Source organism: Photorhabdus laumondii subsp. laumondii, from assembly GCF_003343245.1.
GTDB classification, from domain to species: domain Bacteria; phylum Pseudomonadota; class Gammaproteobacteria; order Enterobacterales; family Enterobacteriaceae; genus Photorhabdus; species Photorhabdus laumondii.
Window position 1 is genome coordinate 2,358,948 of record NZ_CP024901.1, and the last position, 23,947, is coordinate 2,382,894.

At 41.3% G+C, this 23,947-nt stretch carries 29 protein-coding genes; 10 read left to right on the plus strand and 19 right to left on the minus strand.

Features of this window, described 5'->3' with window-relative positions; genetic code table 11:
• Positions 1 to 5: 5 nt before the first annotated feature.
• Entirely contained in the window at positions 6 to 1,547 is a 1,542-nt protein-coding gene (locus PluTT01m_RS10270) for a PTS transporter subunit EIIC (protein WP_011146248.1), read from the minus strand.
• A 976-nt stretch (positions 1,548 to 2,523) separates the two neighbouring features.
• Here PluTT01m_RS10270 and PluTT01m_RS10280 point away from each other — a divergent pair.
• The 10 genes from PluTT01m_RS10280 (at position 2,524) to PluTT01m_RS10325 (ending at position 13,180) form a co-directional block, all read left to right on the plus strand.
• Complete coding sequence (locus PluTT01m_RS10280; RefSeq protein WP_011146249.1) at positions 2,524 to 3,144, plus strand: tyrosine-type DNA invertase; 621 nt, start codon at positions 2,524 to 2,526, stop codon at positions 3,142 to 3,144.
• 574 nt (positions 3,145 to 3,718) lie between these two features.
• A complete protein-coding gene (gene fruB, locus PluTT01m_RS10285; protein ID WP_011146250.1) occupies positions 3,719 to 4,846 on the plus strand; it encodes a fused PTS fructose transporter subunit IIA/HPr protein in 1,128 nt (375 codons plus the stop codon).
• Between the two features lie 72 nt (positions 4,847 to 4,918).
• On the plus strand, positions 4,919 to 6,586 hold the full coding sequence (gene fruA / locus PluTT01m_RS10290; RefSeq protein WP_041380052.1) for a PTS fructose transporter subunit IIBC: 1,668 nt from the start codon (positions 4,919 to 4,921) through the stop codon (positions 6,584 to 6,586).
• A gap of 152 nt (positions 6,587 to 6,738) precedes the next feature.
• A complete protein-coding gene (gene yhfZ / locus PluTT01m_RS10295) occupies positions 6,739 to 7,644 on the plus strand; it encodes a GntR family transcriptional regulator YhfZ (RefSeq protein ID WP_011146252.1) in 906 nt (301 codons plus the stop codon).
• A 23-nt stretch (positions 7,645 to 7,667) separates the two neighbouring features.
• Entirely contained in the window at positions 7,668 to 8,024 is a 357-nt protein-coding gene (locus tag PluTT01m_RS10300; protein WP_011146253.1) for a PRD domain-containing protein, read from the plus strand.
• A 116-nt stretch (positions 8,025 to 8,140) separates the two neighbouring features.
• Complete coding sequence (locus PluTT01m_RS10305; RefSeq protein WP_011146254.1) at positions 8,141 to 9,319, plus strand: YhfX family PLP-dependent enzyme; 1,179 nt, start codon at positions 8,141 to 8,143, stop codon at positions 9,317 to 9,319.
• Between the two features lie 43 nt (positions 9,320 to 9,362).
• Entirely contained in the window at positions 9,363 to 10,253 is an 891-nt protein-coding gene (locus PluTT01m_RS10310) for a phosphotriesterase-related protein (protein WP_011146255.1), read from the plus strand.
• An 11-nt stretch (positions 10,254 to 10,264) separates the two neighbouring features.
• Positions 10,265 to 10,624, plus strand: coding sequence for a DUF2620 domain-containing protein (locus tag PluTT01m_RS10315; protein ID WP_011146256.1), 360 nt, complete (start codon positions 10,265 to 10,267; stop codon positions 10,622 to 10,624).
• 10 nt (positions 10,625 to 10,634) lie between these two features.
• Positions 10,635 to 11,996 (plus strand): YhfT family protein, encoded by a 1,362-nt coding sequence (locus tag PluTT01m_RS10320; protein WP_041380053.1) that lies wholly within the window; start codon positions 10,635 to 10,637, stop codon positions 11,994 to 11,996.
• Between the two features lie 47 nt (positions 11,997 to 12,043).
• Entirely contained in the window at positions 12,044 to 13,180 is a 1,137-nt protein-coding gene (locus tag PluTT01m_RS10325) for an aminotransferase class V-fold PLP-dependent enzyme (RefSeq protein WP_011146258.1), read from the plus strand.
• A 286-nt stretch (positions 13,181 to 13,466) separates the two neighbouring features.
• Here the strand turns inward: PluTT01m_RS10325 and PluTT01m_RS10330 are convergent, their stop codons facing one another.
• From PluTT01m_RS10330 to PluTT01m_RS10420, 18 genes are all read right to left on the minus strand, one after another.
• Positions 13,467 to 14,162 carry a helix-turn-helix transcriptional regulator gene (locus tag PluTT01m_RS10330; RefSeq protein WP_011146259.1) on the minus strand — a complete coding sequence of 232 codons (696 nt, stop codon included), beginning with the start codon at positions 14,160 to 14,162 and terminating at the stop codon, positions 13,467 to 13,469.
• 147 nt (positions 14,163 to 14,309) lie between these two features.
• Positions 14,310 to 14,981, minus strand: a complete 672-nt coding sequence (locus PluTT01m_RS10335; RefSeq protein WP_011146260.1) for a helix-turn-helix transcriptional regulator — start codon at positions 14,979 to 14,981, stop codon at positions 14,310 to 14,312.
• A 27-nt stretch (positions 14,982 to 15,008) separates the two neighbouring features.
• On the minus strand, positions 15,009 to 15,689 hold the full coding sequence (locus tag PluTT01m_RS10340; RefSeq protein WP_011146261.1) for a helix-turn-helix transcriptional regulator: 681 nt from the start codon (positions 15,687 to 15,689) through the stop codon (positions 15,009 to 15,011).
• Positions 15,690 to 15,740: 51 nt separating this feature from the next.
• The gene (locus PluTT01m_RS10345) at positions 15,741 to 15,950 is read right to left on the minus strand and encodes a hypothetical protein (RefSeq protein ID WP_041380054.1); all 210 of its coding nucleotides are present in this window, start codon (positions 15,948 to 15,950) and stop codon (positions 15,741 to 15,743) included.
• A gap of 30 nt (positions 15,951 to 15,980) precedes the next feature.
• Complete coding sequence (locus PluTT01m_RS10350; RefSeq protein ID WP_011146262.1) at positions 15,981 to 16,661, minus strand: helix-turn-helix transcriptional regulator; 681 nt, start codon at positions 16,659 to 16,661, stop codon at positions 15,981 to 15,983.
• Between the two features lie 29 nt (positions 16,662 to 16,690).
• Positions 16,691 to 17,371: a helix-turn-helix transcriptional regulator gene (locus PluTT01m_RS10355; protein ID WP_011146263.1), complete on the minus strand. Its 681-nt coding sequence runs from the start codon at positions 17,369 to 17,371 to the stop codon at positions 16,691 to 16,693.
• 30 nt (positions 17,372 to 17,401) lie between these two features.
• Positions 17,402 to 18,082, minus strand: coding sequence for a helix-turn-helix transcriptional regulator (locus PluTT01m_RS10360; protein WP_011146264.1), 681 nt, complete (start codon positions 18,080 to 18,082; stop codon positions 17,402 to 17,404).
• A gap of 29 nt (positions 18,083 to 18,111) precedes the next feature.
• Positions 18,112 to 18,792 carry a helix-turn-helix transcriptional regulator gene (locus tag PluTT01m_RS10365; protein ID WP_011146265.1) on the minus strand — a complete coding sequence of 227 codons (681 nt, stop codon included), beginning with the start codon at positions 18,790 to 18,792 and terminating at the stop codon, positions 18,112 to 18,114.
• Positions 18,793 to 18,822: 30 nt separating this feature from the next.
• Positions 18,823 to 19,503, minus strand: coding sequence for a helix-turn-helix transcriptional regulator (locus PluTT01m_RS10370; RefSeq protein WP_011146266.1), 681 nt, complete (start codon positions 19,501 to 19,503; stop codon positions 18,823 to 18,825).
• Between the two features lie 260 nt (positions 19,504 to 19,763).
• Positions 19,764 to 20,447: a helix-turn-helix transcriptional regulator gene (locus tag PluTT01m_RS10380; RefSeq protein WP_011146267.1), complete on the minus strand. Its 684-nt coding sequence runs from the start codon at positions 20,445 to 20,447 to the stop codon at positions 19,764 to 19,766.
• A 42-nt stretch (positions 20,448 to 20,489) separates the two neighbouring features.
• A complete protein-coding gene (locus tag PluTT01m_RS27490; protein ID WP_041380055.1) occupies positions 20,490 to 20,687 on the minus strand; it encodes a hypothetical protein in 198 nt (65 codons plus the stop codon).
• 30 nt (positions 20,688 to 20,717) lie between these two features.
• Positions 20,718 to 21,398: a helix-turn-helix transcriptional regulator gene (locus tag PluTT01m_RS10390; RefSeq protein ID WP_011146268.1), complete on the minus strand. Its 681-nt coding sequence runs from the start codon at positions 21,396 to 21,398 to the stop codon at positions 20,718 to 20,720.
• Positions 21,388 to 21,528, minus strand: coding sequence for a hypothetical protein (locus PluTT01m_RS10395; protein WP_369931610.1), 141 nt, complete (start codon positions 21,526 to 21,528; stop codon positions 21,388 to 21,390). Before PluTT01m_RS10395 ends, PluTT01m_RS10390 begins: the two co-directional genes overlap by 11 nt.
• Before the next feature lie 30 nt (positions 21,529 to 21,558).
• Entirely contained in the window at positions 21,559 to 22,239 is a 681-nt protein-coding gene (locus tag PluTT01m_RS10400) for a helix-turn-helix transcriptional regulator (RefSeq protein WP_011146269.1), read from the minus strand.
• The gene (locus PluTT01m_RS10405; RefSeq protein ID WP_192880138.1) at positions 22,229 to 22,369 is read right to left on the minus strand and encodes a hypothetical protein; all 141 of its coding nucleotides are present in this window, start codon (positions 22,367 to 22,369) and stop codon (positions 22,229 to 22,231) included. The genes PluTT01m_RS10400 and PluTT01m_RS10405 overlap by 11 nt, the downstream gene beginning before the upstream one ends.
• Before the next feature lie 30 nt (positions 22,370 to 22,399).
• Positions 22,400 to 23,080 (minus strand): PAS and helix-turn-helix domain-containing protein, encoded by a 681-nt coding sequence (locus PluTT01m_RS10410; RefSeq protein ID WP_011146270.1) that lies wholly within the window; start codon positions 23,078 to 23,080, stop codon positions 22,400 to 22,402.
• 26 nt (positions 23,081 to 23,106) lie between these two features.
• Positions 23,107 to 23,787, minus strand: coding sequence for a helix-turn-helix transcriptional regulator (locus PluTT01m_RS10415; protein ID WP_011146271.1), 681 nt, complete (start codon positions 23,785 to 23,787; stop codon positions 23,107 to 23,109).
• A complete protein-coding gene (locus PluTT01m_RS10420; RefSeq protein WP_369931609.1) occupies positions 23,772 to 23,918 on the minus strand; it encodes a hypothetical protein in 147 nt (48 codons plus the stop codon). Before PluTT01m_RS10420 ends, PluTT01m_RS10415 begins: the two co-directional genes overlap by 16 nt.
• Positions 23,919 to 23,947: the final 29 nt, after the last annotated feature.

A 23,947-nucleotide genomic window follows, 5' to 3' on the forward strand; every position in this document is an offset into this window, starting at 1 on the left:
TCCTGTTAAAGTGCTTCTTCTACGGCTTCACGCATTTTTTGGACGTGCAGACCGTAAATTACCTGAACGTTATTTCCCTGACAGATGACACCTTTTGCGCCGGTTGATTTAAGCCTGTTTTTGTCAATGAGCGTGGTGTCATGTACTGTTATGCGTAGCCGGGTGTAGCAGTTGTCGATAGCGACAATATTTGCTGTACCACCTAACCCACAGATGATTTGTTGTCCTGGTTTGTCATCATTGGCAACTTGATACTGTTGCTTGCTATAGAGGCGTGTTTCCTGATCGTTATTTTCGCGTCCCGGGGTTTTCAGGTCGTAATGTAAAATGAGGAAACGGAATGCGAAGAAATAAATCACCGACATGATTAGCCCTACGGCGATATACATTGGCCAGTTAGATTTTTCGGTACCGAGCGGTAAGTTGTACAGTATGAAGTCGATTATGCCATTAGCGCCGATAGCATGTACGCCGAGTAGATAGAACAGCATAAAACCTAAACCGGTTAGCACGGCATGAACACCAAATAGTAGCGGAGCAACAAACAGGAAAGAAAATTCGAGTGGTTCGGTCACGCCTAACAAAAAAGTGGTCATGGCGGCAGGGATGAGAACAGCTTTTGCTGTACTTTTCTTTTCTGGGCGGGCAGTCACATACATTGCCAGTGCAGCGGCAGTCAGGCCAAACATCTTGCTGATCCCTCGTGCATCCCATACCACGCTGTGACTGAGTTGATGTACAGCCGGGCAGGCCATTTCAGCGAAATAGATATTACGAGCTCCTTGATGTACAGTGCCGCATACCTCTGCAATGCCCCCTAATTCGGTATACAAAAAGGGCGTGTAAACCAGATGATGTAAACCTAAGGGGATCAGAATGCGCTCCAGAAAGCCGTATATAGCGACGCCAAATGCCCCGGACTCATGAATACCATGCGCAAGGGCGCTGATGCTCCGTTGCGCATAGGGCCAAATATCACTCATTAAGTAACCCGATATAACGGCCAGAGGGATCATCAGAATGGCAACAAAACAGTGCCCGGAATAAATTGCCATTACACCATTAAACTGTTTTGACGAATAACGGTTATAGCAATAGCCAGCCAGTGCACCGATCAATATCCCGGCAAAAGCCCCCATTTCCAATACTTGCACACCTAGCACCATTCCTTGACCAACATTGCGCATTTGCGTTTCTGGCACCAATTTTCCTTGTAATGCTAAAGTGACGTGCATGGCGTTGATAAAAATGACGAAAGTAACCAGACCGATCAATGCGGCATAACCTTTATTGCGTTTTGCCAGTCCGATAGGGATTCCAACAGCAAAAATCAACGCCAGATTGCTCAATATTGAAATAGCAGATTGGGCGATCAGTTTGCCAGATTGCTGAATTAACCCGTGGTTTAAAAATGGAAGATATTCTGCAAGGTTACCGTTTCCCAATACATTGCCAAAAGCAATAAACAGCCCGACAATAGGGAGAATTAACACCGGGCCATACAAAGATTTGCCAAGGTTTTGCAATGTGTTAATGATTCTTTTCATTAAATTTTTGTTCCCTGCTATGGATATTATTTAATGACATAAAACTAAAGAGACAGATTAAGAATAACAGCATAGGGAGATAAAATGACACTTACCCGATTGTTTTAAATAACAAATAACGGGAAAAGTAACATGTAACTTTTAAACGTGTGATTATGCTCGCAAACTAATTTTTGTTGTAAATGATTGGCGGAGAAGGGCAATAATGGGTCATAATATTGAGGTTTAAAAAATTTATAAAAGGCATCATTGATGACGATATGGATAAAATCTGGTAGTAGTTTGAAAAGCTGAATATTGTATCTAGCTGATATACCAGATTATTCTGTATAGAGGATCGTCTACCCGTGTTACCAGTTTGTTAGATTTGCTGCCCCGCCGGTTTCTTCTAGCAAAGATATATACCCTATGGATTTCAAGATGTATCGCGACGGCAAGGGAACGGATCCCCGGGAGCATAGAGAACTATGTGACTGGGGTGAGTGAGCGCAGCCAACAAAGAGGCAACTTGAAGGATAACGGGTATAGAGAGATTAAATGTTTATCGGAAGCTGGAAGCCGGAAAACATTGCTGCATCAACATCCTTCCTTAGTGATTTGAACCAGACATCAATCTGACGGACACGTCCTTTTGTTAAAATGGTTATTGGGCCTATCGCAGCGATTTTTGTTGGTAATTTTAGCCAAAAAGCCTTATTGGGTAGGGATCGGTTAATTGAATCACTATTTTTCTTTTGGCCTTGTGATGGTAAGAATAGGGGGAAATTACCGGAGAACAGACATTGAATATCTATCCATTACACAGCTTGAGCATAGATCAAGTACAGAAACAGAGGTTTCATACAGTCATCTGCCGCTATTCTGGCGCAGGTTTAATTACTATGGGGGATTTAGGGTTGGTTCCGGGTCTTAATCAGTTACAGATAACGCAGCGTGTTAAATGCGTTGCAACAAAGAATATTTGGGATAGACCATAATGGGTCAGCGAAGACATCTAACGCAATACGAAGTGGAAAGAATGCTGGAAGTGGCGAAAAAGGGCCCTAATGGGGAGCGCGACTATTGTCTGGTATACATGAGTTTTGTTCATGGCTTACGTGTTAGTGAAGCCAGGTATCTACGGATATCTGATCTGGATTTGGAAGATGGCAGTTTGTATATCCGGCGTTTAAAAGGCGGATTTTCTACTATTCATCCTCTGTTAGGCTATGAAATCCAGGCGATCAGGGAGTGGCTAAAAGTCCGTAAAACCTTCCGAGGGGCAGAAAGTGATTGGTTGTTTCTGTCACGCAGCGGAAACCCACTGACTCGCCAGCGCATTTATCAACTTATTAGTCAATTAGGACGATTGGCTAATATTTCCGTAGGCTCTCATCCGCACATGTTGCGCCATGCCTGTGGTTTTGCGCTTGCAGATAGGGGGATAGATACTCGGTTGATACAAGATTATCTTGGGCACAGTAATATTCGCCATACAGTACGCTATACTGCCAGTAATGCAGAGCGTTTCCACGGTGTTTGGGGTGTAAAAAGGAATCGGCACCGAGAATTACACTTTGATTACGTCCCAAATGAAAATCCTTGTCCAACTGAATAAGCGATTCTGATGTATGCGCCTGTTAAGGCGCATATACCCTACGGATTTCAAGATGCATCGCGACGGCAAGGGCGTGAATCCCCGGGAGCATAGGTAACTATGTGACCGGGGTGAGCGCGTGCAGCCAACAAAGAGGCAACTTGAAAGATAACGGGTATACATAAAGACCATCTTAGACCATCTTAAATAGCGTGACGTTTAATATTCTCATATTGAGAGTTCTTACCATCGCTGTAAAACTAACTTTTCTATAAGTGTTTCGGAATGAGTTGACCACTACATTTATAAATGCGGTTAAATCTGTTCCCTCTGTCGATAAAAAAAATGTTTCACAGAACCCTCAAGGTTTACCAAATCTCTTAAACCGGAGATAGACAAAAAACGATGGCTGGAAAAATGTGAGTAATCTCAAAAAATTGCGATTTTATTTCACATAAGTATTGAATGAAAATTAGTCATGTTCCACACTCGTTGAAACGTTTCAGTTTTTTATCTCTTTTTCTTTCTATGGACTTAATGCTTTTTTCTCTGCGTAAACTGAAACGATTCTATTTTTGGTAATAGGGAGAAAATTATGTTCCAGTTGGCTCTGCAAAATATCCATACAGGCGCAATTGCGACCAGTAAAGAGGATGCTATTCGCCAGGTGGCGGCCATGTTAGCCGCGAATGGTAACGTCGGTGATGCCTATGTTGACGGCATGTTGCAACGTGAAAAGCAAATTTCCACCTACCTTGGCAACGGTATCGCCATTCCCCATGGCACGTTAGATACTCGTGATCTGGTCATGAAAACCGATGTACAGGTATTTCACTTCTCACAGGGTGTTGAATGGGATCAAGGCGCGATGTGTTATGTGGTTATTGGTATCGCCGCGCGTTCCGATGAGCATTTGGCACTACTGCGCCAGTTAACACACTTACTGAGTGATGATCGTATTGCAAAACAGCTAAAAACTATTGAGTCAGCACAGGCACTGCATAGCTTGCTAATGGGAGAAGTTCAGCAGTCTGAGTTCAAATTCGATACCAGCTTGATTACGTTAGATGTTAATGCCTGCGATCTGATGACATTACAGGCATTGAATGCCGGGCGGTTACAGCGAGCGGGGGCCGTGGATACGACCTTTGTCAGCAAAGTGATTAACAGTAAGCCACTGGATCTTGGGCAGGGCATTTGGCTCAGTGATAGCCCCGACGGTAACTTAACCAGCGCTGTAGCAGTGAGCCGATTATTCACGCGGGATAACGAGCCGGTGGTGATGTTGCTGACGGTGGCGGTTGCTGACGACCAACCACTAAGTGTGTTGCACCACCTAAGTAACTTGCTATTAGCACAAAAAGCGGAATGTTTGCTGAAAGCTGATGCGCCGACAGTGCTGGCATTACTGACCAGCGGCGCACTGGCGCAGAGCACCATATCCAGCGGGGAATTTGTCCTGTGCAACGAACATGGCTTACATACTCGCCCAGGTGCTGTGTTGGTCAATGTTATCCGGCAATTTTCCAGTGAAATTACCCTCATCAATCTTGATGGTGCCGGTCAACCGGTAAACGGCCGTAGTCTGATGAAAATCATGACATTGGGCGCTAAAAAAGGCCATCGGCTTCACATTACTGCCAATGGTGATGATGCGCCGCAGGCGATAGCGGCCATTGGTGAAGCGGTGGCCTCCGGTTTGGGCGAGGGGCCGCGAGAGTAGAAATCCCCCATTTGCCGTGATAATGGCGCACGTCGATCTACAACCCTTTTAGCTAACAGCAGGAGAAGCATGATGAAAATGCTGCTTATCGTTGATCCTTCACTCGGACTTGCCGGAAGTTATCTGGTGAAAACAATCCTCAGTGCCGCTGCGGCGGAAATCGGGCAGATACTAACAGAAAATCCAGCAGAGGCCGATTTGGTGGTCGTGACCGGCAGTCGCATCCCCACCGATAACACATTGAACGGTAAGCTTGTTTATCTCGGTGACACGGAACAGGCATTGCATGCGCCGAAAAATTTCTTTCAGCAGGCAAAAGCTGACGCCAAGCCGTATCAGATACCGGCAACTGACATCAGTTGTGATACAAAACGGATTGTCGCGGTGACTGCTTGTCCTACAGGGGTAGCGCACACCTTTATGGCCGCTGAGGCCATCGAAACCGAAGCCAAAAAGCGCGGTTGGTGGGTCAAGGTGGAAACGCGTGGTTCAGTAGGTGCGGGTAATGTGATTACGCCGGAAGAGGTAGAAAAAGCGGATCTGGTGCTAGTCGTTGCCGATATTGACGTAGATCTGGCGAAATTTGCCGGAAAACCGATGTACCGTACCTCTACCGGGCTGGCGTTGAAGAAAACAGCGCAAGAATTTGATAAGGCGCTAGCCGAAGCCAAGCTTTTCGAGCCGGAAGGGCAAAAGGTTAAAACTGACCGGAGGGAAGATAATACCGGTATCTATCGTCACTTGTTGACGGGTGTTTCTTACATGTTACCGATGGTGGTGGCGGGTGGCCTGTGCATTGCATTGTCATTTGCTTTTGGCATCACTGCATTTAAAGAATCGGGTACATTGGCGGCGGCGTTAATGCAAATCGGTGGTAGCTCAGCTTTTGCGCTGATGGTCCCTGTACTGGCAGGTTACATTGCTTTCTCGATCGCTGATCGCCCAGGTCTGACACCCGGTTTAATTGGCGGCATGCTGGCAACTAGCACGAACGCGGGATTTATTGGCGGTATTATTGCGGGTTTCCTCGCCGGTTACGTAGCGAAGTTGCTTAACAGCAAAGTGAAATTGCCGCAAAGTATGGCCGCATTGAAACCGATCTTGATCATTCCGCTATTTACTAGCCTGATCACTGGCCTGATTATGATTTACGTTATTGGTAAACCCGTCGCCGGTATTATGGCGGGGCTAACGTATTGGCTTTCTCACATGGGGACAACCAACGCACTCCTGCTAGGAGCCATTTTGGGCGGGATGATGTGTGCTGATATGGGGGGAGCGATAAACAAAGCTGCCTATGCGTTTGGTGTCGGCTTGCTTAGCTCACAAACCTACGCGCCAATGGCGGCCATTATGGCTGCGGGGATGGTTCCCCCGCTGGCTATGGGAGTGGCAACACTGATTGCCCGGCAGAAGTTTGATAACGTTCAGCGGGAAAGTGGTAAAGCCGCATTGGTGTTAGGACTCTGTTTTATTTCCGAAGGCGCGATTCCCTTTGCTGTCCGTGATCCGATACGTGTGCTCCCATGTTGTATCGTTGGTGGTGCGGTGACGGGAGCGATCTCTATGGCAATAAGTGCGCAATTAATGGCACCGCACGGTGGCCTGTTTGTGCTGTTGATTCCAGGTGCTATCACACCAATACTGGGTTATTTGATGTCGATTATTGTCGGTACTTTGTTGGCAGGATTGATCTATGCACTGATTAAGCGTCCAGAAACGACCACAACTAAACCATAAAAACAGAAATTATTAATTATCAAACTAAAATCATTGAAATTTCAGAAAATTACCTATTTATTCGTGACCTCATTCGCATTTTTACTATTTTTCGATTGTCATTTGCCTGCTTAAATTGGATATAAATATATTCAAAAAAATGAAGAATTATTATGAGTCATGGGCTGCTTAAAAAAGAGGGGGTTGCTCAAGCGTGTCTGGCACGTTATCTGCTAGGTGAGCGCTGTGGTAATCGGTTGAAAACGATTGAAGAGCTGTCATCTGACTATGGGTTATCTGTTGGGTTAGTTCAGTTTGCATTAAAAAAACTGGAGAGTTCTGGCGCGGTTTATGTGGAACGACGAGGGCGTAATGGTAGCTATTTGGTCAGTATGGATCACAAAGCACTGTTAGCCCATGCTGATATTAGCAACGTAGTTTGTGCAATGCCGCTGCCTTATACCCGATTGTACGAAGGGCTGGCGAGCGGGCTGAAAGCGCAATTTGAGGGCATTCCATTTTACTTCGCCCACATGAGAGGTTCAGATGCCAGGGTGGAATGCTTGCGTAAGGGTATTTATGACTTGGCGGTGGTATCACATTTGGCGGCGCAAACTTATCTGGAACAAGGTGATGTTTGTACTGTACTTGAATTGGGGCCACATACCTATGTTGGTGCACACCAACTGATTTATCGCAAAGGAGGTGAACATAATATCCGTCGTGTTGGGTTGGATCATCGTTCTGCCGACCAGAAAATCATGACTGAAGTGTACTTTGCCGGGCAGGATATCACGTTGGTGGATATTTCTTACCACGAGAGCCTGTATAAGGTCGCGAAAGGTGACATTGATGCCGTGATCTGGAACGTCAGCAGAGAAGTTGAACTCAGTTCCAGAGAGCTTATTGCAGTACCGCTCAGTGGAAGTGCATGTTTTACCCGAGCCTCTGAAGCGGTGATTTTAACCAGAGCTGATGACATTCTGATGCAACAACTTTTACGCACGATGGTAAATACAACAGAGTTATTAGTTCATCAACAACGTGTACTGGCAGGTCAACAGGACCCAAGTTATTAATTTGGCATGGATGGCGTTAACGCGTGGAAAATCGGCTGAATCTGCTCTATCAGGGAAATGTCATTGATCAGGATATTCATGATGGCATGTTACAAGTTGTGGCGCAGCTTGAAAACGATTGGGAAATTCCTGTCAGGAATGCGTTAGGGGAAATAGTAATAACACATATGGCCAACGCGTTAATGCGCTCACGCCGGGGAGAACAAATCAGTTCAATGGATAATGAACTGCTGATGGAAGTGCGTCAATCGAGAATCTTTTCTCATTTGCAAGCAATTAACGCTTCGCTGCTGGCACATTTTGACGTGCAATTACATCCCTGTGAAGAGGGTTATCTGCTGGCAAACTTGTTTAGCCTTTGGGCGGCAAAGGGGCAGTGATAATACCACCATAGAGATGAGGGAATTTTTTTCCATCAAATATTCAAAAAAATGATGATTTAACATCTAACTTAATGCAGTGGCATTGATCGCCGAAGGAGTACAGGAGGTACTGCATGTTTATACATGCACTGAACAAACAAAATCCGGCACTGATTGAGGCAGCCCAGACATTATGGGCGCAAGGGGTCTTACTGCCTGATACTTATGTGATTGACGTGGATCAGGTTTTAGAAAATGCCAGACGATTGCTTGCGGTAGCGGAGCATTATGGCATTGCTCTCTATCTGATGACCAAACAGGTTGGGCGTAACTCCTGGTTGGCACGTAAACTGATGGAATTGGGTTATCAGGGTGTCACCGCGGTGGATTTTAAAGAGGCTAGAGCCTTGATGAGTGGGAAGATCCCAGTGACTCATGCAGGCCATCTGGTACAGATCCCTCGTAATATGGTCTCCTCAGTGATGCAGCAACATCCGGAAGTGATCACAGTATATTCTTTAGAAAAAGCGGAGGAAATTTCCAGTCTGGCGCGGCGTGAGGGAAATGTGCAACGCATTATGCTGAAAATCTACGATGATCATGACCATTTATATCCGGGTCAGGAAGCGGGTTTTCACTTGTCGGAATTGCACACCATCGTTCAGCACATTATGGCAATGCCCGGTGTAAAACTGACGGGGTTGACACATTTTCCTTGCTTGCTGTGGCAAGAGGATCAGCAGCAGACACTGCCGGCACCAAACTTATTTACTTTACTGAAAGCAAAAGACATTTTACGACAAACTGGGGTTGAGGTGACGCAGATAAATGCGCCATCGGCGTCAAGCTGTAGCACACTGCCGTTACTGGCAAAGTATGGCGTGACCCATACCGAGCCCGGGCATGCGCTAACAGGAACCATCCTTGCCAATTTTCGGGGAGAGCAGCCAGAACGCATTGCTATGCTCTATTTGACGGAAATATCCCACCGATTTAACGGTAACAGTTACTGCTATGGGGGCGGTTATTACCGTCGTGGACGGGCGCATAACGCGCTGATATTCCTGCCAAACGGCCAGATCGCCGCCACGCACCTGTTACCGATGGATAACACCAGTATTGATTACCACTTTCCTCTGAGCGGTGAATTTCCGGTCGGCTGTGCTGTCGTGCTGTGTTTTCGCACCCAGATATTTGCTACCCGCAGTGATGTGGCGTTAGTTAGCGGTATCCAGTCAGGGCATCCGGTCTTGGAAGGGCTTTATGACAGCCAGGGAAACCCTATCCCGATTAATGGAGAACATGGTCTGTGAACAGACACAGTTCCACTCTCTTCGTCTGCGGACCGCCTTACTCATGACCCAGAAAAACAGAATTGACGCGTCCGGCTATACCTATGTACATGAGCACCTGCATCTCGATTTATCATCATTTAAAAACAACATTGACTGCCGACTGGATCAATACGAGCTGATTTGTGAAGAGATGAAAACACTGGTCAGCTTGGGTGTACACAATATTGTGGAGATGACCAATCGTTACATGGGACGTAACCCACAGTTTATGCTGGATCTGATGCGGGACTCCGGCATTAATGTAATAGTTTCAACTGGCTATTACCAATCTGCCTTTTTTCCTGAACATGTAGCACATACCACAGCTCGACAACTGGCGGATGAAATGATCGCTGAGATTGAGCAGGGTATCGACGATACAACGCTGAAAGCCGGAGTGATCGGGGAAATTGGTTCCAGTAAAGGGGTAATTACGCCGGATGAAGAGAAAGTCTTTCATGCTGCGGCTATAGCTCATCTGGCAACCGGGCATCCTATTTCGACGCATACGACATTAAGCACGATGGGCCTTGAACAACTGGCGTTACTGAAAAAGCACGGTGTAGATGCTGAACGTGTAGTTATTGGTCACTGTGATCTTAAAGATAATCTGGACAACATTTTGCGCATCATTGAACTGGGGGCCTATATCCAGTTCGACACGATTGGCAAAAACGATTACTACCCGGATGAAAAGCGGATCGCTATGTTACAGACCTTGGCCCAACGTGGCTTGCTTAACCGCGTCATGTTATCGATGGATATTACCCGTCGTTCTCATTTAAAAGCCAATGGCGGCAATGGATTTGATTATTTAATCACCACCTTTGTGCCGATGCTAAACCGGGCTGGATTAACGCAAACCGATATTGATTTGATGTTACGTGATAACCCAATGCTATTTTTCAACTAAAGGAAAAACCTATGAGATTTGTTATTGGAGGACAAATTGAGAAAGAAAAAATTGCTGAAACTTTACGCCATCTGGCTGGCGATAAAGCCTCATCCATTACCGTGATGGGTGACATAGATGCCGCTATGGCGCTTAAGAGTGGTGATGCGGATTACTATTTTGGTGCCTGTAATACCGGTGGAGGCGCTTTGGCAATGGCAATTGCTATTGTTGGTATTGACAAATGCGCCACCGTCAGTATGCCAGGCAAGATCCTGCCTGATGAAGAAATTATTGCCCATGTAAACGCCGGGAAAACCGCATTTGGTTTTACCGGTCAGGATATAGACGCGGTTATTCTGGTAATTATCAAGGCTATTCTTTTTTCATAAGGAGAGGAAAATGGAATATGAATTTTTCACCCGTTTAATGGAAATTGATCCATTTAAAGCGGGTTTATTGGCGGTGATTGGTGGGATATCTGCCATGATGGCTAACCGCGGTATTGCAGTATTTCATGATGGGCTACGTCCTTTAATGCCGGAACATCTGGAAGGGCGTATGAATCGTAAAACCCTGGCTGCCACCAGTTTTGCCCTAAGTTTTGGGTTAGTTATCGGCTTTGGTATTCCGTTCTCGCTGACCGCCCCGATTATTCTGGTGCATAGCTTATTATTGGGAACCGATGTCATTGGTACTTGGTGTGCAAACAGTAAAAAAGGTTTCATACTTTCTGCTGTCTTGGGAGCGCTGTATGCCGTTGCCTTGATGACCGGTTTACGATCGGTTGTCGATATCTTTGCCCATTTACCGGTTAATTTCATGGGCAACCTGAGTAAAGTTGGCGATCCTATCGTAGCCTGCTTTGCACTATTTCCTGCGATTGTTGTGGCCTATCAATACGGATATGGCAAAGGAATATGGGTACTGATTGCGACATTGGTGGGGTATATCGCGACCAAAGCGGTAGGATCATTAAGTTTTGGTGGGGCTCTGAGCAAACCGGTGCAATTGGATCCTAACGGGATAGCCCTGCTGATCTCAATGATTGTGATGTTCTACTTCGCGATGAAACAGCGTGTTCCCAAAGCTGGCGAGGGATCTGCTCCGGCCAAAGGGGCGAATGAGACGCTGGTTGGGTTATTCTCCACGCGGATACAGCGCATTCAAAATAACATTTGGTTGCTGGTATTAAGTGGTGGTTTGACGGCGGTAGCGGCTTCAATGTCACTCAGTCTGCTGGCGGAAGGTCCGGTATCCTTGCAACTGATGGCGCAGGGGGAAGGGGCTAATGCCATGCTGGTGGCGCTTGCCAGAGCGATCAGCTTTGTGCCGTTAGTCGGTATGACAGCCATTGCTACCGGGGTTTATAGCCCGGTCGGCATGAAGTTTGTATTTGTCGCCGGATTAGTCACGAATAATCTGTGGATTGCCTTCATTGCCGGTAGTTTGATTATGTTTATGGAAATCAAACTGCTGGCGAGAATTGCTATCTGGTTGGATAAATATCCCGGCGTCAAAGCTTGTGGTGAGCATATTCGTACTGTTATTACCCGCATGTTAGAAGTTGCCTTATTGGTGGGGGGAATGATGGCTGCCAACGCCATTCTGCCGGGCATGGGATTTATGGTGGTGGCGGGGATTTATCTACTCAACCGTACGGCTAAACGTCCTTTGGTTGAAATGGCGATTGGGCCGATTGCAACGATTGTAGTTGGGGTGCTAGCTAACGTTATTTATCTGTTCTCCCCCTTTATTTTGTGATGATAAAAATAGAGGGGGGGAAGTGAGGGAGAACAGGAGAACAGATAGTGAACACATATCCATTACCTAGTCTGAGCATGGAGCAGGCGCAGCACAAACAGTTTCATTTAGTTGACATTATTTGCCGCCATTTTCCCGGTGCTGATTTCCTCACCACCGGAGATTTAGGGCTGGTGCCGGGATTGAACCGGCCACAGATAACGCAACGTGTTGAACAGGTCATTGCCGATTTCTTTTCTGCTGAGGCTGCTGTGTTAGTACAAGGGGCGGGAACCGGGGCAATACGTTGTGGGCTATCGGCATTACTTAATGCGGGTGATCGCTTGCTGGTTCATGATGCGCCGTTATATCCCTCGACGGCGATTATTGCCGAGCAGATGGGCTTGCATCTGGTGCGGGCCGATTTCAATCAATCCGAACAAATACGAGCTGCGATTTTGCAACATTTACCGGTGGCGGGGTTGGTACAACACACGCGGCAGAAAATTGATGATGCTTATGAGCTGGCAGACGTTATATCACTGCTGAATGCGGCATCACTACCGGTTCTGGTTGACGATAACTATGCTGCCATGAAAGTGGAACGTATCGGTTGTGAATGGGGCGCGGCGTTATCGGCCTTCTCCAGCTTTAAACTGTTTGGCCCGCAAGGTATCGGTGTTGTGGTAGGTCAACAAGCGGCAATAGAGCGCATTCGGCGTAGTATGTATTCCGGTGGCAGTCAAGTACAGGGATTTCAGGCATTGGAAGTATTGCGTGGATTGGTATTTGCTCCGGTGATGCATGCTGTGCAGGCTCAGGTGAGTGAAACATTAGTGGTCCGGCTTAATCAGGGGATCATACCGCAGGTGAAACAGGCGTTTATCGCCAATGCACAATCGAAAGTATTGCTGGTGGAGTTTTATGATGAGATTGCCGAACAGGTACTTCATGTTGCTCATCAGCTTGGTGCACTGCCATATCCGGTGGGCGCTGAATCAAAGTTTGACATTCCGCCACTGTTTTACCGATTATCTGGTACATTTCGCCAATCTGATCCCACGTTAGAGAGGCGGATGATAAGGATAAATCCTAATCGAAGTGGTGCGGAGACAGTGATAAGGCTGCTGAGTCAAAGCTGTGCACAGGCTGCTTCCTTGCTACACCCTCAACCACTCCCGATATACCGCTTTCCATCAGTATGAGAGGCAGACAACAAGTCCGTTCTTGGGTCTCGTTTTCATTTTGCCGGCGCGTGTGACGATGCTCGACGTTGTGAAACACTATACGGGACGTTAGTCCCGTCGAAACGCCCCTCCCGCCTTATTTCGGCGAGAGTAGATTCATTCCCTTGCCGTCGCGATGCATCTTTAAATCCATAGGCTATAAATCCTGAATTAACGTAAAGGTTGGCGATGTCATTAATTGTATCCCTAATTATTATCTAAATAATTAATAGAATTATTAATAATTAACAGTAAAATCGATTATTTATAATATAAAATGGCCTATTGATAGAAAATACCTTGATGGAACATAGAGATCATACCCTTTTTCTTTGCAAAGTAATCGTAACTCAGTCAATGAGCTGACCGATAATTTTTCATAAATACTTTCAAAATATTTTTCCACCGCATGGCATGAAACATTCATTTCAATGGATGTTTCATTATTATTCATACCGCAGCAAAATAGAAAAATAACCATCCACTCTTTCTCATTTAACAAATCATTAGGTGGCCTGAGGCTAGCTGACGTTGGTATATGCTCTTTAATATAATGATAAACCGTAAAGTGCTCTAATTCTCTGGCGTGAGAGATAATGCCGACACAGTGATTATCCTCACTCATCAATGGATATTTTTCGCAAAAATAGGATTTAGGCGGCCGACCATTACCTTGAGGATAAGTGCCGACAGAGCATACTTTCTGCATACATTCTAACACCTTGCGATCATGTTCTTTAAAGTGATGGGCAAAACCATTAACAGCTATTGGTAATTCTTCAACGGTATACCCTATAATACTAAAGTTTTCCGGTAACTGAATGATTTTAATAAACTTGGTATTTGCATAAATAAAGCGGGATTCCTTATCTTTTACAAACCAAGGATCAGGGCTTCTGTCCCATACATGTGTTAACTGGCGGGTAATAAAAGGGACTTGTTTTAATCCTGATTTATTCATAAATATCCTTTAAGATAATTATTGCTTTTTTAACTTATTGAATGTAAATACATCATTGAAAGCAAAGCATATTTCCATAGGGCCGTATATTTTATCAATAAATAACTAACAAAGGTAGCATGTAGAAACTGGGGAATAATACGTAATCTAAGACAATAAAAACCTTTCTGGGATATAGTGCTCAAAATTATTGGCTCGAAAATACTCTTCCAACTGTTGACTGGAGTGAATCCCGATTTTGCGATATATTCTTAGCATATGTTCTTCAACCTCATGATAGGCGATATTCAATATTTTCCCAATCTGTTTTTTGGGCTGTTTCTGTAAGAAGAGAAAGATAATATCCCACTCCTGTTGAGTAAAAAGATCGGAGGGGGGCTGGAATAGCAAGGATGGCGGTAATTTATCATAATATTGATGTAGGCAGGTCAATGAATACTCTTTAGCCTTCCACATATGGTACATAATTCCCATACAATGACCATTATCATGATAAAGAGGCAATTTTTCACAAAAATAGGATGACAAAGTTTGCTCTTGCCCAAAAACATGGGTTTCAAGTGAACAGACTCTTTCGCCTTTAGTCATGACACTTTTATCGTGGAGAATAAACTCCTTGGCGAATTCAGCACCATCCCAGGGCAATTCATGATCATAAAGCCCTTCATAATCAAATGACGCTTTAAAATTATGGATAAATTTTTTTGTGGCTGAATTACCGTAGATAAAGTTTGAAGAACTATCCTTGACTCCCCACGGTTCATTACTTATTTCCATTGTATTAATAACTTGAGGTGATAGTGAATAGTTATTTTTCATATTAGTAAAACTCCTTTATTCTAAAGGTTAAAGAAAAACTCTGTTTTTTGGATGGATAAATTTCTTTGGCATATAGAGATGATAATCATGAGTGCGACAATACTCTTCCAATTGATCACTAGAATGAACCCCAATTCTTCCATATATTCGTGAAATATGAGTTTCAACCGTACGATAAGAAATATTTAACACCTTACCGGTTTGTTTACTGCTATGCTTTTGTAGCATAAGGAAAATAACATCCCATTCCCGTTGAGTAAAGAGATCAGTCGGTGGCTGGAACATAATAGATGCCGGCAGTTTTCCATGAAATAGCCAAGTAAATGAGGGATCCTGAGCTTGCCAACCATGATATATAATGCCTACACAGCTTCCGTCTTCATGATAAAGAGGATATTTTGCAAAAAAGTAAGATGATAGAATTTGTTCTTTTCCATGTATATGTGTCTCAAGTGAACATATTCTTTTCTCCTGTTCTACCACCTTTCTGTCATGGGCCATATATTCTTTGGCAAATTCGGCACCATCCCAAGGTAATTCATGCTCATAAAGCCCTTCATAGTCAAAATAGCTTGAAATATTTTGAAGGCGTTTACATGCTTGATTGACATAAATATAGCATGTGTTTTTATCTTTTATTCCCCAGGGTTCATTACTTTGCTCCATTGTATTAATAACTTGAGATGAAATAATTAGTTTATTGCTCATGTTATCACTCCTTTTTCTTTAGCCTTGAAATTGGATTTTTTAATCTTATAATCAATTTAACTCACGACTACCTAAAATCCTAGGGTGGTTCATTATCATAAAATTCTTTATAATTAAATGATTGCTTAAAGTCACGAGTAAATCTTTTTTAGCTGAATTGCCATAGATAAAGTTTGAAGAACTATCCTTTATTCCCCACGGCTCATTGCACTTTTCTATTGTGTTAATAAATTGAGGTGATATTGCATAGTTCTTCTTCATATTAGTGAGAACTCCTTTGTAATCTAAGGATTAAGGAAACGTTCTGCTTCCAGGTTGCACAAATCTTTTTGGCACATAGAGATCATAATCATTGGTGCGACAATATTCTTCCAATTGACGACTGGAATGAAGACCAATTCGTTTACATATGCGTGAGATATGGTTTTCAACCGTACGGTAGGAAATATTTAACATTATACCGATTTGCTTATTGCTATATTTGTGTAACATCAGGAAAATAACATCCCATTCTCGTTGAGTAAAGCGATCGGTCGGTGGTTGGAACATAATATTGGCGGGCAATTTTCCACGGAATAATCGGGTGAATGAGAAATCCTGAACTTGCCAACCATGATATATTGTTCCCATACAGCTTCCGTCTTCATGATAGAGAGGATATTTTTCAAAAAAGTAAGAGGACAGAATTTGCTCTTTAAAAAATTTATGTGTTACAAGTGAGCATATTCGTTCTTCTTTTTCCATTACTATTTTATCATTGGCCATATACTCTTCAGAAAATTCAGCTCCGTCCCAAGGAAGATCATAATCATAAAGACCCTCATAGTCAAAGGAGCGTGAAATATTTTGAACGCGATTACATGCTTGATTAGCATAAATAAAGCATGAGTTTTCATCCTTGATTCCCCAGGGTTCATTACTCTGCGCCATTGTATTAATAACCTGAGGTGAGATGGCATGGTTCTTCTTCATATTAGTGAGATTCCTTTTTAATCTAAGGGTTAAAGAAACATTTTGCTTTCTGGATGTACAAATCTTTTTGGCACATAGAGATCATAGTCATTGGTGCGACAATATTCTTCCAATTGGCGACTGGAATGAAGACCAATTCGTTTACATATGCGTGAGATATGGTTTTCAACCGTACGGTAGGAAATATTTAACATTATACCGATTTGCTTATTGGTATATTTGTGTAATATCAGGAAAATAACATCCCATTCCCGTTGAGTAAAGCGATCGGTAGGTGGCTGGAACATAATATTGGCGGGTAATTTTCCACGAAATAGTCGGGTGAATGAAAAATCCTGAGCTTGCCAACCATGATATATCACGCCCATACAGCTTCCGTTTTCATGATAGAGAGGATATTTTGCAAGAAAATAGGATGATAGAATTTGTTCTTTTCCGAATAAATGTGTTTCGAGTGAACATATTCTCTTTTCCTGTTCCATGACTTTTTGATCATGAAGCATATATTCTTTGGCAAATTCGGCTCCATCCCAGGGTAATTCATATTCATAAAGACCTTCATAGTCAAAAGAACTTGAAATATTTTGAAGATGTTTACATGCCTGATTGACATAAATAAAGCATGAGTTTTTATCTTTTATTCCCCAGGGCTCATTACTCTGTTCCATTGTATTAATAATCTGAGGAGAGATGACATAGTTCTTATTCATATTAGTAACAACTCCTTTTTAATCTAAGGATTAAGGAAATATTCTGCTTTCTGGATGCACAAACCTTTCTGGTACATAGAGATCATAATCATTGGTGCGACAATATTCTTCCAATTGACGACTGGAATGAAGACCAATTCGTTTACATATGCGTGAGATATGGTTTTCAACCGTACGGTAGGAAATATTTAATATTATACCGATTTGCTTACTGGTATATTTGTGTAATATCAGAAAAATAACATCCCATTCCCGTTGAGTAAAGCGATCGGTCGGTGGCTGGAACATAATATTGGCGGGTAATTTTCCACGAAATAGTCGGGTGAATGAAAAATCCTGAGCTTGCCAACCATGATATATTGTTCCTATACAGCTTCCGTCTTCATGATAAAAAGGATGTTTTTCAAAAAAATAAGATGAAAGAATTTGTTCTTTTCCATGTACATGTGTTATAAGTGAACGCATCCTTTCTTCTTTTTCCATCACCATTCTGTCGTGAGTCATGTATTCTTCAGCAAATTCGGCTCCATCCCAGGGAAGATCATAATCATAAAGCCCCTCATAGTCAAAAGAGCTTGAAATATTTTGAACACGTTTACATGCTTGATTGGCATAAATAAAGCATGAGTTTTTATCTTTTATTCCCCAGGGCTCATTACTTTGCGCCATTGTATTAATAATCTGAGGGGAGATGACATAGTTCTTCTTCATATTAGTGAGAACTCCTTTTAATCTAATGGTTAAGGAAACATTTTGCTTTCTGGATGCACAAACCTTTCTGGCACATAGAGATCATAATCATTGGTGCGACAATATTCTTCCAATTGACGACTGGAATGAAGACCAATTCGTTTACATATGCGTGAGATATGGTTTTCAACCGTACGGTAGGAAATATTTAGCATCCTACCGATTTGCTTACTGGTATATTTGTGTAATAGGAGGAAAATAACATCCCATTCCCGTTGAGTAAATAAATCAGTCGGTGGCTGGAACATAATATTGGCGGGTAATTTTCCATGAAATAATCGGGTGAATGAAAAATCCTGAGCTTGCCAACCATGATAAATAGTTCCCATACAACTTCCGTCTTCATGATAAAGAGGATGTTTTTCAAAAAAATAGGATGACAGAATTTGTTCTTTTCCAAAAGTATGTGTTACAAGCAAACATACTCCTTCTTCTTTTTCCATCACCTTTTGATCATGAGCGATGTATTCTTTGGCAAATTCGGCCCCATTCCAGGGTAATTCATTATCATAAAGCCCTTCAAAATCAAAGGAACGTGAAATATTGAGAAGACGTTTACATGCCTGATTGACATAAATGTGGCATGAGTTTTTATCTTTTATTGCCCAGGGGGCATTACTTTGCTCCATTGTATTAATAATCTGAGGAGAGATGACATAGTTCTTCTTCATATTAGTAACAACTCCTTTTTAATTTAAGGGTTAAGGAAACATTTTGCTTTCTGGATGCACAAACCTTTCTGGTACATAGAGATCATAATCATTGGTGCGACAATAATCTTCTAATTGACGAGTAGAATGAAGACCAATTCGTTTATATATGCGTGATATATGGGTTTCAACCGTACGATAGGAAATATTTAACATTCTACCGATTTGCTTGCTGGTATATTTGTGTAATAGGAGGAAAATAACATCCCATTCCCGTTGAGTAAAGAGATCAGTCGGTGGTTGAAATAATATAGATGCAGGAAGTTTTCCATAAAATAGTCGAGTAAGTGAGAAATCTTGGGCTTTCCATGCATGGAGAAAGAGACCGATACATTCGTTTTCATCATTATAGATTGGATATTTTTCCGAAAAATAAGATGATAGAAATTTATCTTTCCCATATGTATGTGTTTCAAGTGAACATATTCTTTTCTCTTGTTTCATAACATTTTTATCGTGAATAACGAATTCTTTTGCAAATTCAGCCCCGTTCCAGGGGAGTTCACTATCATTTTTCCCTTCATAATCAAATAAATCTGGGAGATTTTGGATTTGTCTAAATGCCAAATTACCAAAAACCCAACATGAGTTTTTGTCTTTGATTGCCCAAGGTTCATTACTTTGTTGCATAGTATTAATAACTTGAGGCGAAATAATTAATTCATTTTCCATGTTATCATTCCTCTTTCTAGCCTTAAAATTAGATATTTGATATTTAACTCACGACTACCTCAAACCCTAGGATAGTTTATAATCAAATAATTGTTTAACATTGATGAATAAATTTTTTTATCTGCATTGCTGTAGATAAAGTTTGAAGAACTATCCGTTATTTCCCACGGTTCATTGTTCATCTCCATTGTACTAATAATCTGAGGTGATAGTGCATAGTTCTTTTTCATATCAGTAAAAACTCCTTTTTAATCTAATGGTCAAGGAAACATTTTGCTTCTAGGTTGCACAAATCTTTTTGGCACGTAGAGATCATAATCATTGGTGCGACAATAATCTTCTAATTGACGAGTAGAATGAAGACCAATTCGTTTATATATGCGTGATATATGGGTTTCAACCGTACGATAGGAAATATTTAGCATCCTACCGATTTGCTTACTGGTATATTTGTGTAATAGGAGGAAAATAACATCCCATTCCCGTTGAGTAAAGAGATCAGTTGGTGGTTGAAATAATATAGAAGCAGGAAGTTTTCCATAAAATAGCCGGGTGAATGAAAAATCCTGAGCTTTCCACATATGATATATAGTTCCTATGCAATCCCCGTTATCATGGTAAATAGGCGTTTTTTCACAAAAGTAAGACGATAGAAATTTATCTTTGCCAAACAGATGTGTTTCAAGAGAACATACCCTTCCTCCTCTTTCCATTACACTTTTATCATGAGCAATAAATTCTTTTGCAAATTCAGCTCCATCCCAGTTGAGATCATCATCATAAAGCCCTTCATAATTAAATGATTTTTTAAAATCATGAATGAACTGTTTTGTTGCTGAATTACCATAAATAAAGCATGAGTTCTTGTCTTTTATTCCCCAAGGATCATTACTCTGCTCCATTGTATTAATAACTTGAGATGAAATAATTAATTCATTTTCCATGTTATCATTCCTCTTTCTAGCCTTAAAATTAGATATTTGATCTTATAATCTATTTAACTCACGACTACCCCAAACCCTAGGGTAGTTTATAATCAAATAATTGTTTAACATTATGAATAAATTTTTTTTATCTGCATTGCTGTAGATAAAGTTTGAAGAACTATCCGTTATTCCCCACGGCTCATTGTTCATCTCCATTGTATTAATAATCTGAGGAGAGATAACATAGTTCTTATTCATATTAGTAACAACTCCTTTTTAATCTAAGGGTTAAGGGAGCATTCTGCTTCCAGATTGCACAAATCTTTTTGGCACATAGAGATCATAATCATTGGTGCGACAATATTCTTCCAATTGCCGACTGGAATGAAGACCAATTCGTTTACATATGCGTGAGATATGATTTTCAACCGTACGGTAGGAAATATTTAACATTATACCGATTTGCTTATTGGTATATTTTTGTAACATCAGGAAAATAACATCCCATTCTCGTTGAGTAAAGAGATCAGTCGGTGGTTGAAATAATATAGAAGCTGGAAGTTTTCCACGAAATAACCGAGTGAATGAAAAATCCTGAGCTTGCCAAGCATGATATATCGTTCCCATACAACTTCCGTCTTCATGGTAAAAAGGATATTTTGCACAAAAGTAGGATGACAGAATTTGTTCTTTCCCAAATACATGTGTCTCTAGTGAACACACTCTTTCTTCTTTCTCCATCACTTTTTGATCATGAGCGATGTATTCCTTGGCAAATTCGGCTCCATCCCAAGGTATTTCATCATCATAAAACCCTTCAAATTCAAATGAACTTGAAATATTCTTAATAGATTTTAATGCCAAATTACCATAAATAAAGCATGAATTTTTATCCTTTATTCCCCAAGGATCATTACTTTGCTCTAATGTATTAATAACTTGAGATGAAATAATTAATTTATTGTCCATGTATTACTCCTTTTTCTTTAGCTGCATTGCTGTAAATAAAGTTTGAAGAACTATCCGTTATTCTCCACGGCTCATTGTTCATCTCCATTGTATTAATAATCTGAGGAGAGATAACATAGTTCTTATTCATATTAGTAACAACTCCTTTTTAATCTAAGGGTTAAGGGAGCATTCTGCTTCCAGATTGCACAAATCTTTTTGGCACGTAGAGATCATAATCATTGGTGCGACAATATTCTTCCAATTGCCGACTGGAATGAAGACCAATTCGTTTACATATACGTGAGATATGATTTTCAACCGTACGGTAGGAAATATTTAACATTATACCGATTTGCTTATTGGTATATTTTTGTAACATCAGGAAAATAACATCCCATTCCCGTTGAGTAAAGAGATCGGTCGGTGGCTGGAACATAATATTGGCTGGCAATTTTCCACGAAATAGTCTGGTGAATGAGAAATCCTGAGCTTGCCAACCATGATATATCGTTCCCATACAACTTCCGTTTTCATGATAAAGAGGATATTTTTCAAAAAAATAAGATGAAAGAATTTTTTCTTTTCCAAAAGTATGTGTTAAAAACAAACATACTCTTTCTTCTTTTTCCATCACCTTTTGATCATGAGCGATGTATTCTTTGGCAAATTCGGCCCCATCCCAAGGTAACTCATGCTCATAAAGTCCTTCAAATTCAAATGAACTTGAAAAATTCTTAAGAGATTTTAATGCCAAATTGCCATAGATAAAGCATGAGTTTTTATCCTTTATTCCCCACGGGTCATTACTTTGCTTCAATGTATTAATAACTTGAGATGAAATAATTAGTTTATTGTCCATGTATTACTCCTTTTTCTTTAACTGCATTGCTGTAAATAAAGTTTGAAGAACTATCCGTTATTCCCCACGGCTTATTGTTCATCTCTATTGTATTAATAATCTGAGGTGATAGTGCATAGTTCTTCTTCATATCAGTAAAAACTCCTTTTTAATCTAATGGTCAAGGAAACATTTTGCTTTCTGGATGCACAAACCTTTCTGGTACATAGAGATCATAATCATTGGTGCGACAATAATCTTCTAATTGACGAGTAGAATGAAGACCAATTCGTTTATATATGCGTGATATATGGGTTTCAACCGTACGATAGGAAATATTTAACATTCTACCGATTTGCTTGCTGGTATATTTGTGTAATAGGAGGAAAATAACATCCCATTCCCGTTGGGTAAAGAGATCAGTCGGTGGTTGAAATAATATAGAGGCAGGAAGTTTTCCATAAAATAGTCGGGTGAATGAAAAATCCTGGACTTGCCAACCATGAAATATCGTTCCCATACAACTTCCGTCTTCGTGGTAAAGAGGGTATTTTTCACAAAAATAGGATGACAGAATTTGTTCTTTCCCAAATAGATGTGTTTCGAGTGAACATATCCTTTCTTTTTCTTCCATCACTATTTTATCTTGAGTCACATGTTCTTTAGCAAATTCAGCACCATTCCAAGGAATTTCATCATCGAAAAGCCCTTCATAGTTAAAAGAATTTGGAACATTATGAAGAGATTTTAATGCCAAATTAACATAAATAAGGCATGAATTCTCATCTTTTATTCCCCAAGGATCATTACTCTGCTCCATTGTATTAATAACTTGAGATGAAATAATTAGTTTATTGCTCATGTTATTACTCCTTTTTAATCTAATGGTCAAGGAAACATTTTGCTTCTAGGTTGCACAAATCTTTTTGGCACGTAGAGATCATAATCATTGGTGCGACAATATTCTTCCAATTGCCGACTGGAATGAAGACCAATTCGTTTACATATGCGTGAGATATGGTTTTCAACTGTACGGTAGGAAATATTTAACATTATACCGATTTGCTTATTGGTATATTTTTGTAACATCAGGAAAATAACATCCCATTCCCGTTGAGTAAAGAGATCGGTCGGTGGTTGGAACATAATATTGGCTGGCAATTTTCCATGAAATAACCGGGTGAATGAGAAATCCTGAACTTGCCAACCATGAAACATCGTTCCCATACAGCTTCCGTCTTCGTGATAAAGAGGGTATTTTTCAAAAAAATAAGACGAAAGAATTTGTTCTTTTCCAAATTTATGTGTTAAAAGCAAACATATTCTTTCTTCTTTTTCCATCACTTTTTGATCATGAATGATATATTCTTTGGCAAATTCGGCCCCACCCCAAGGAATTTCATCATCGTAAAGTCCTTCATAGTCAAAAGAGCTTGAAATGTTTTGAAGATGTTTACATGCTTGATTGGCATACATGAAGCGTGAGTTTTTATCCTTTATTGCCCACGGGGCATTACTCTGCTCCATTGTATTAATAACTTGAGATGAAATAATTAGTTTATTGTCCATGCTATTACCCCTTTTTCTTTAGCTGCATTGCTGTAAATAAAGTTTGAAGAACTATCCGTTATTCCCCACGGCTCATTTTCCATTTCCATTGTATTAATAATCTGAGGTGATAGTGCGTAGTTCTTCTTCATATCAGTAAAAGCTCCTTTTAATCTAAGGA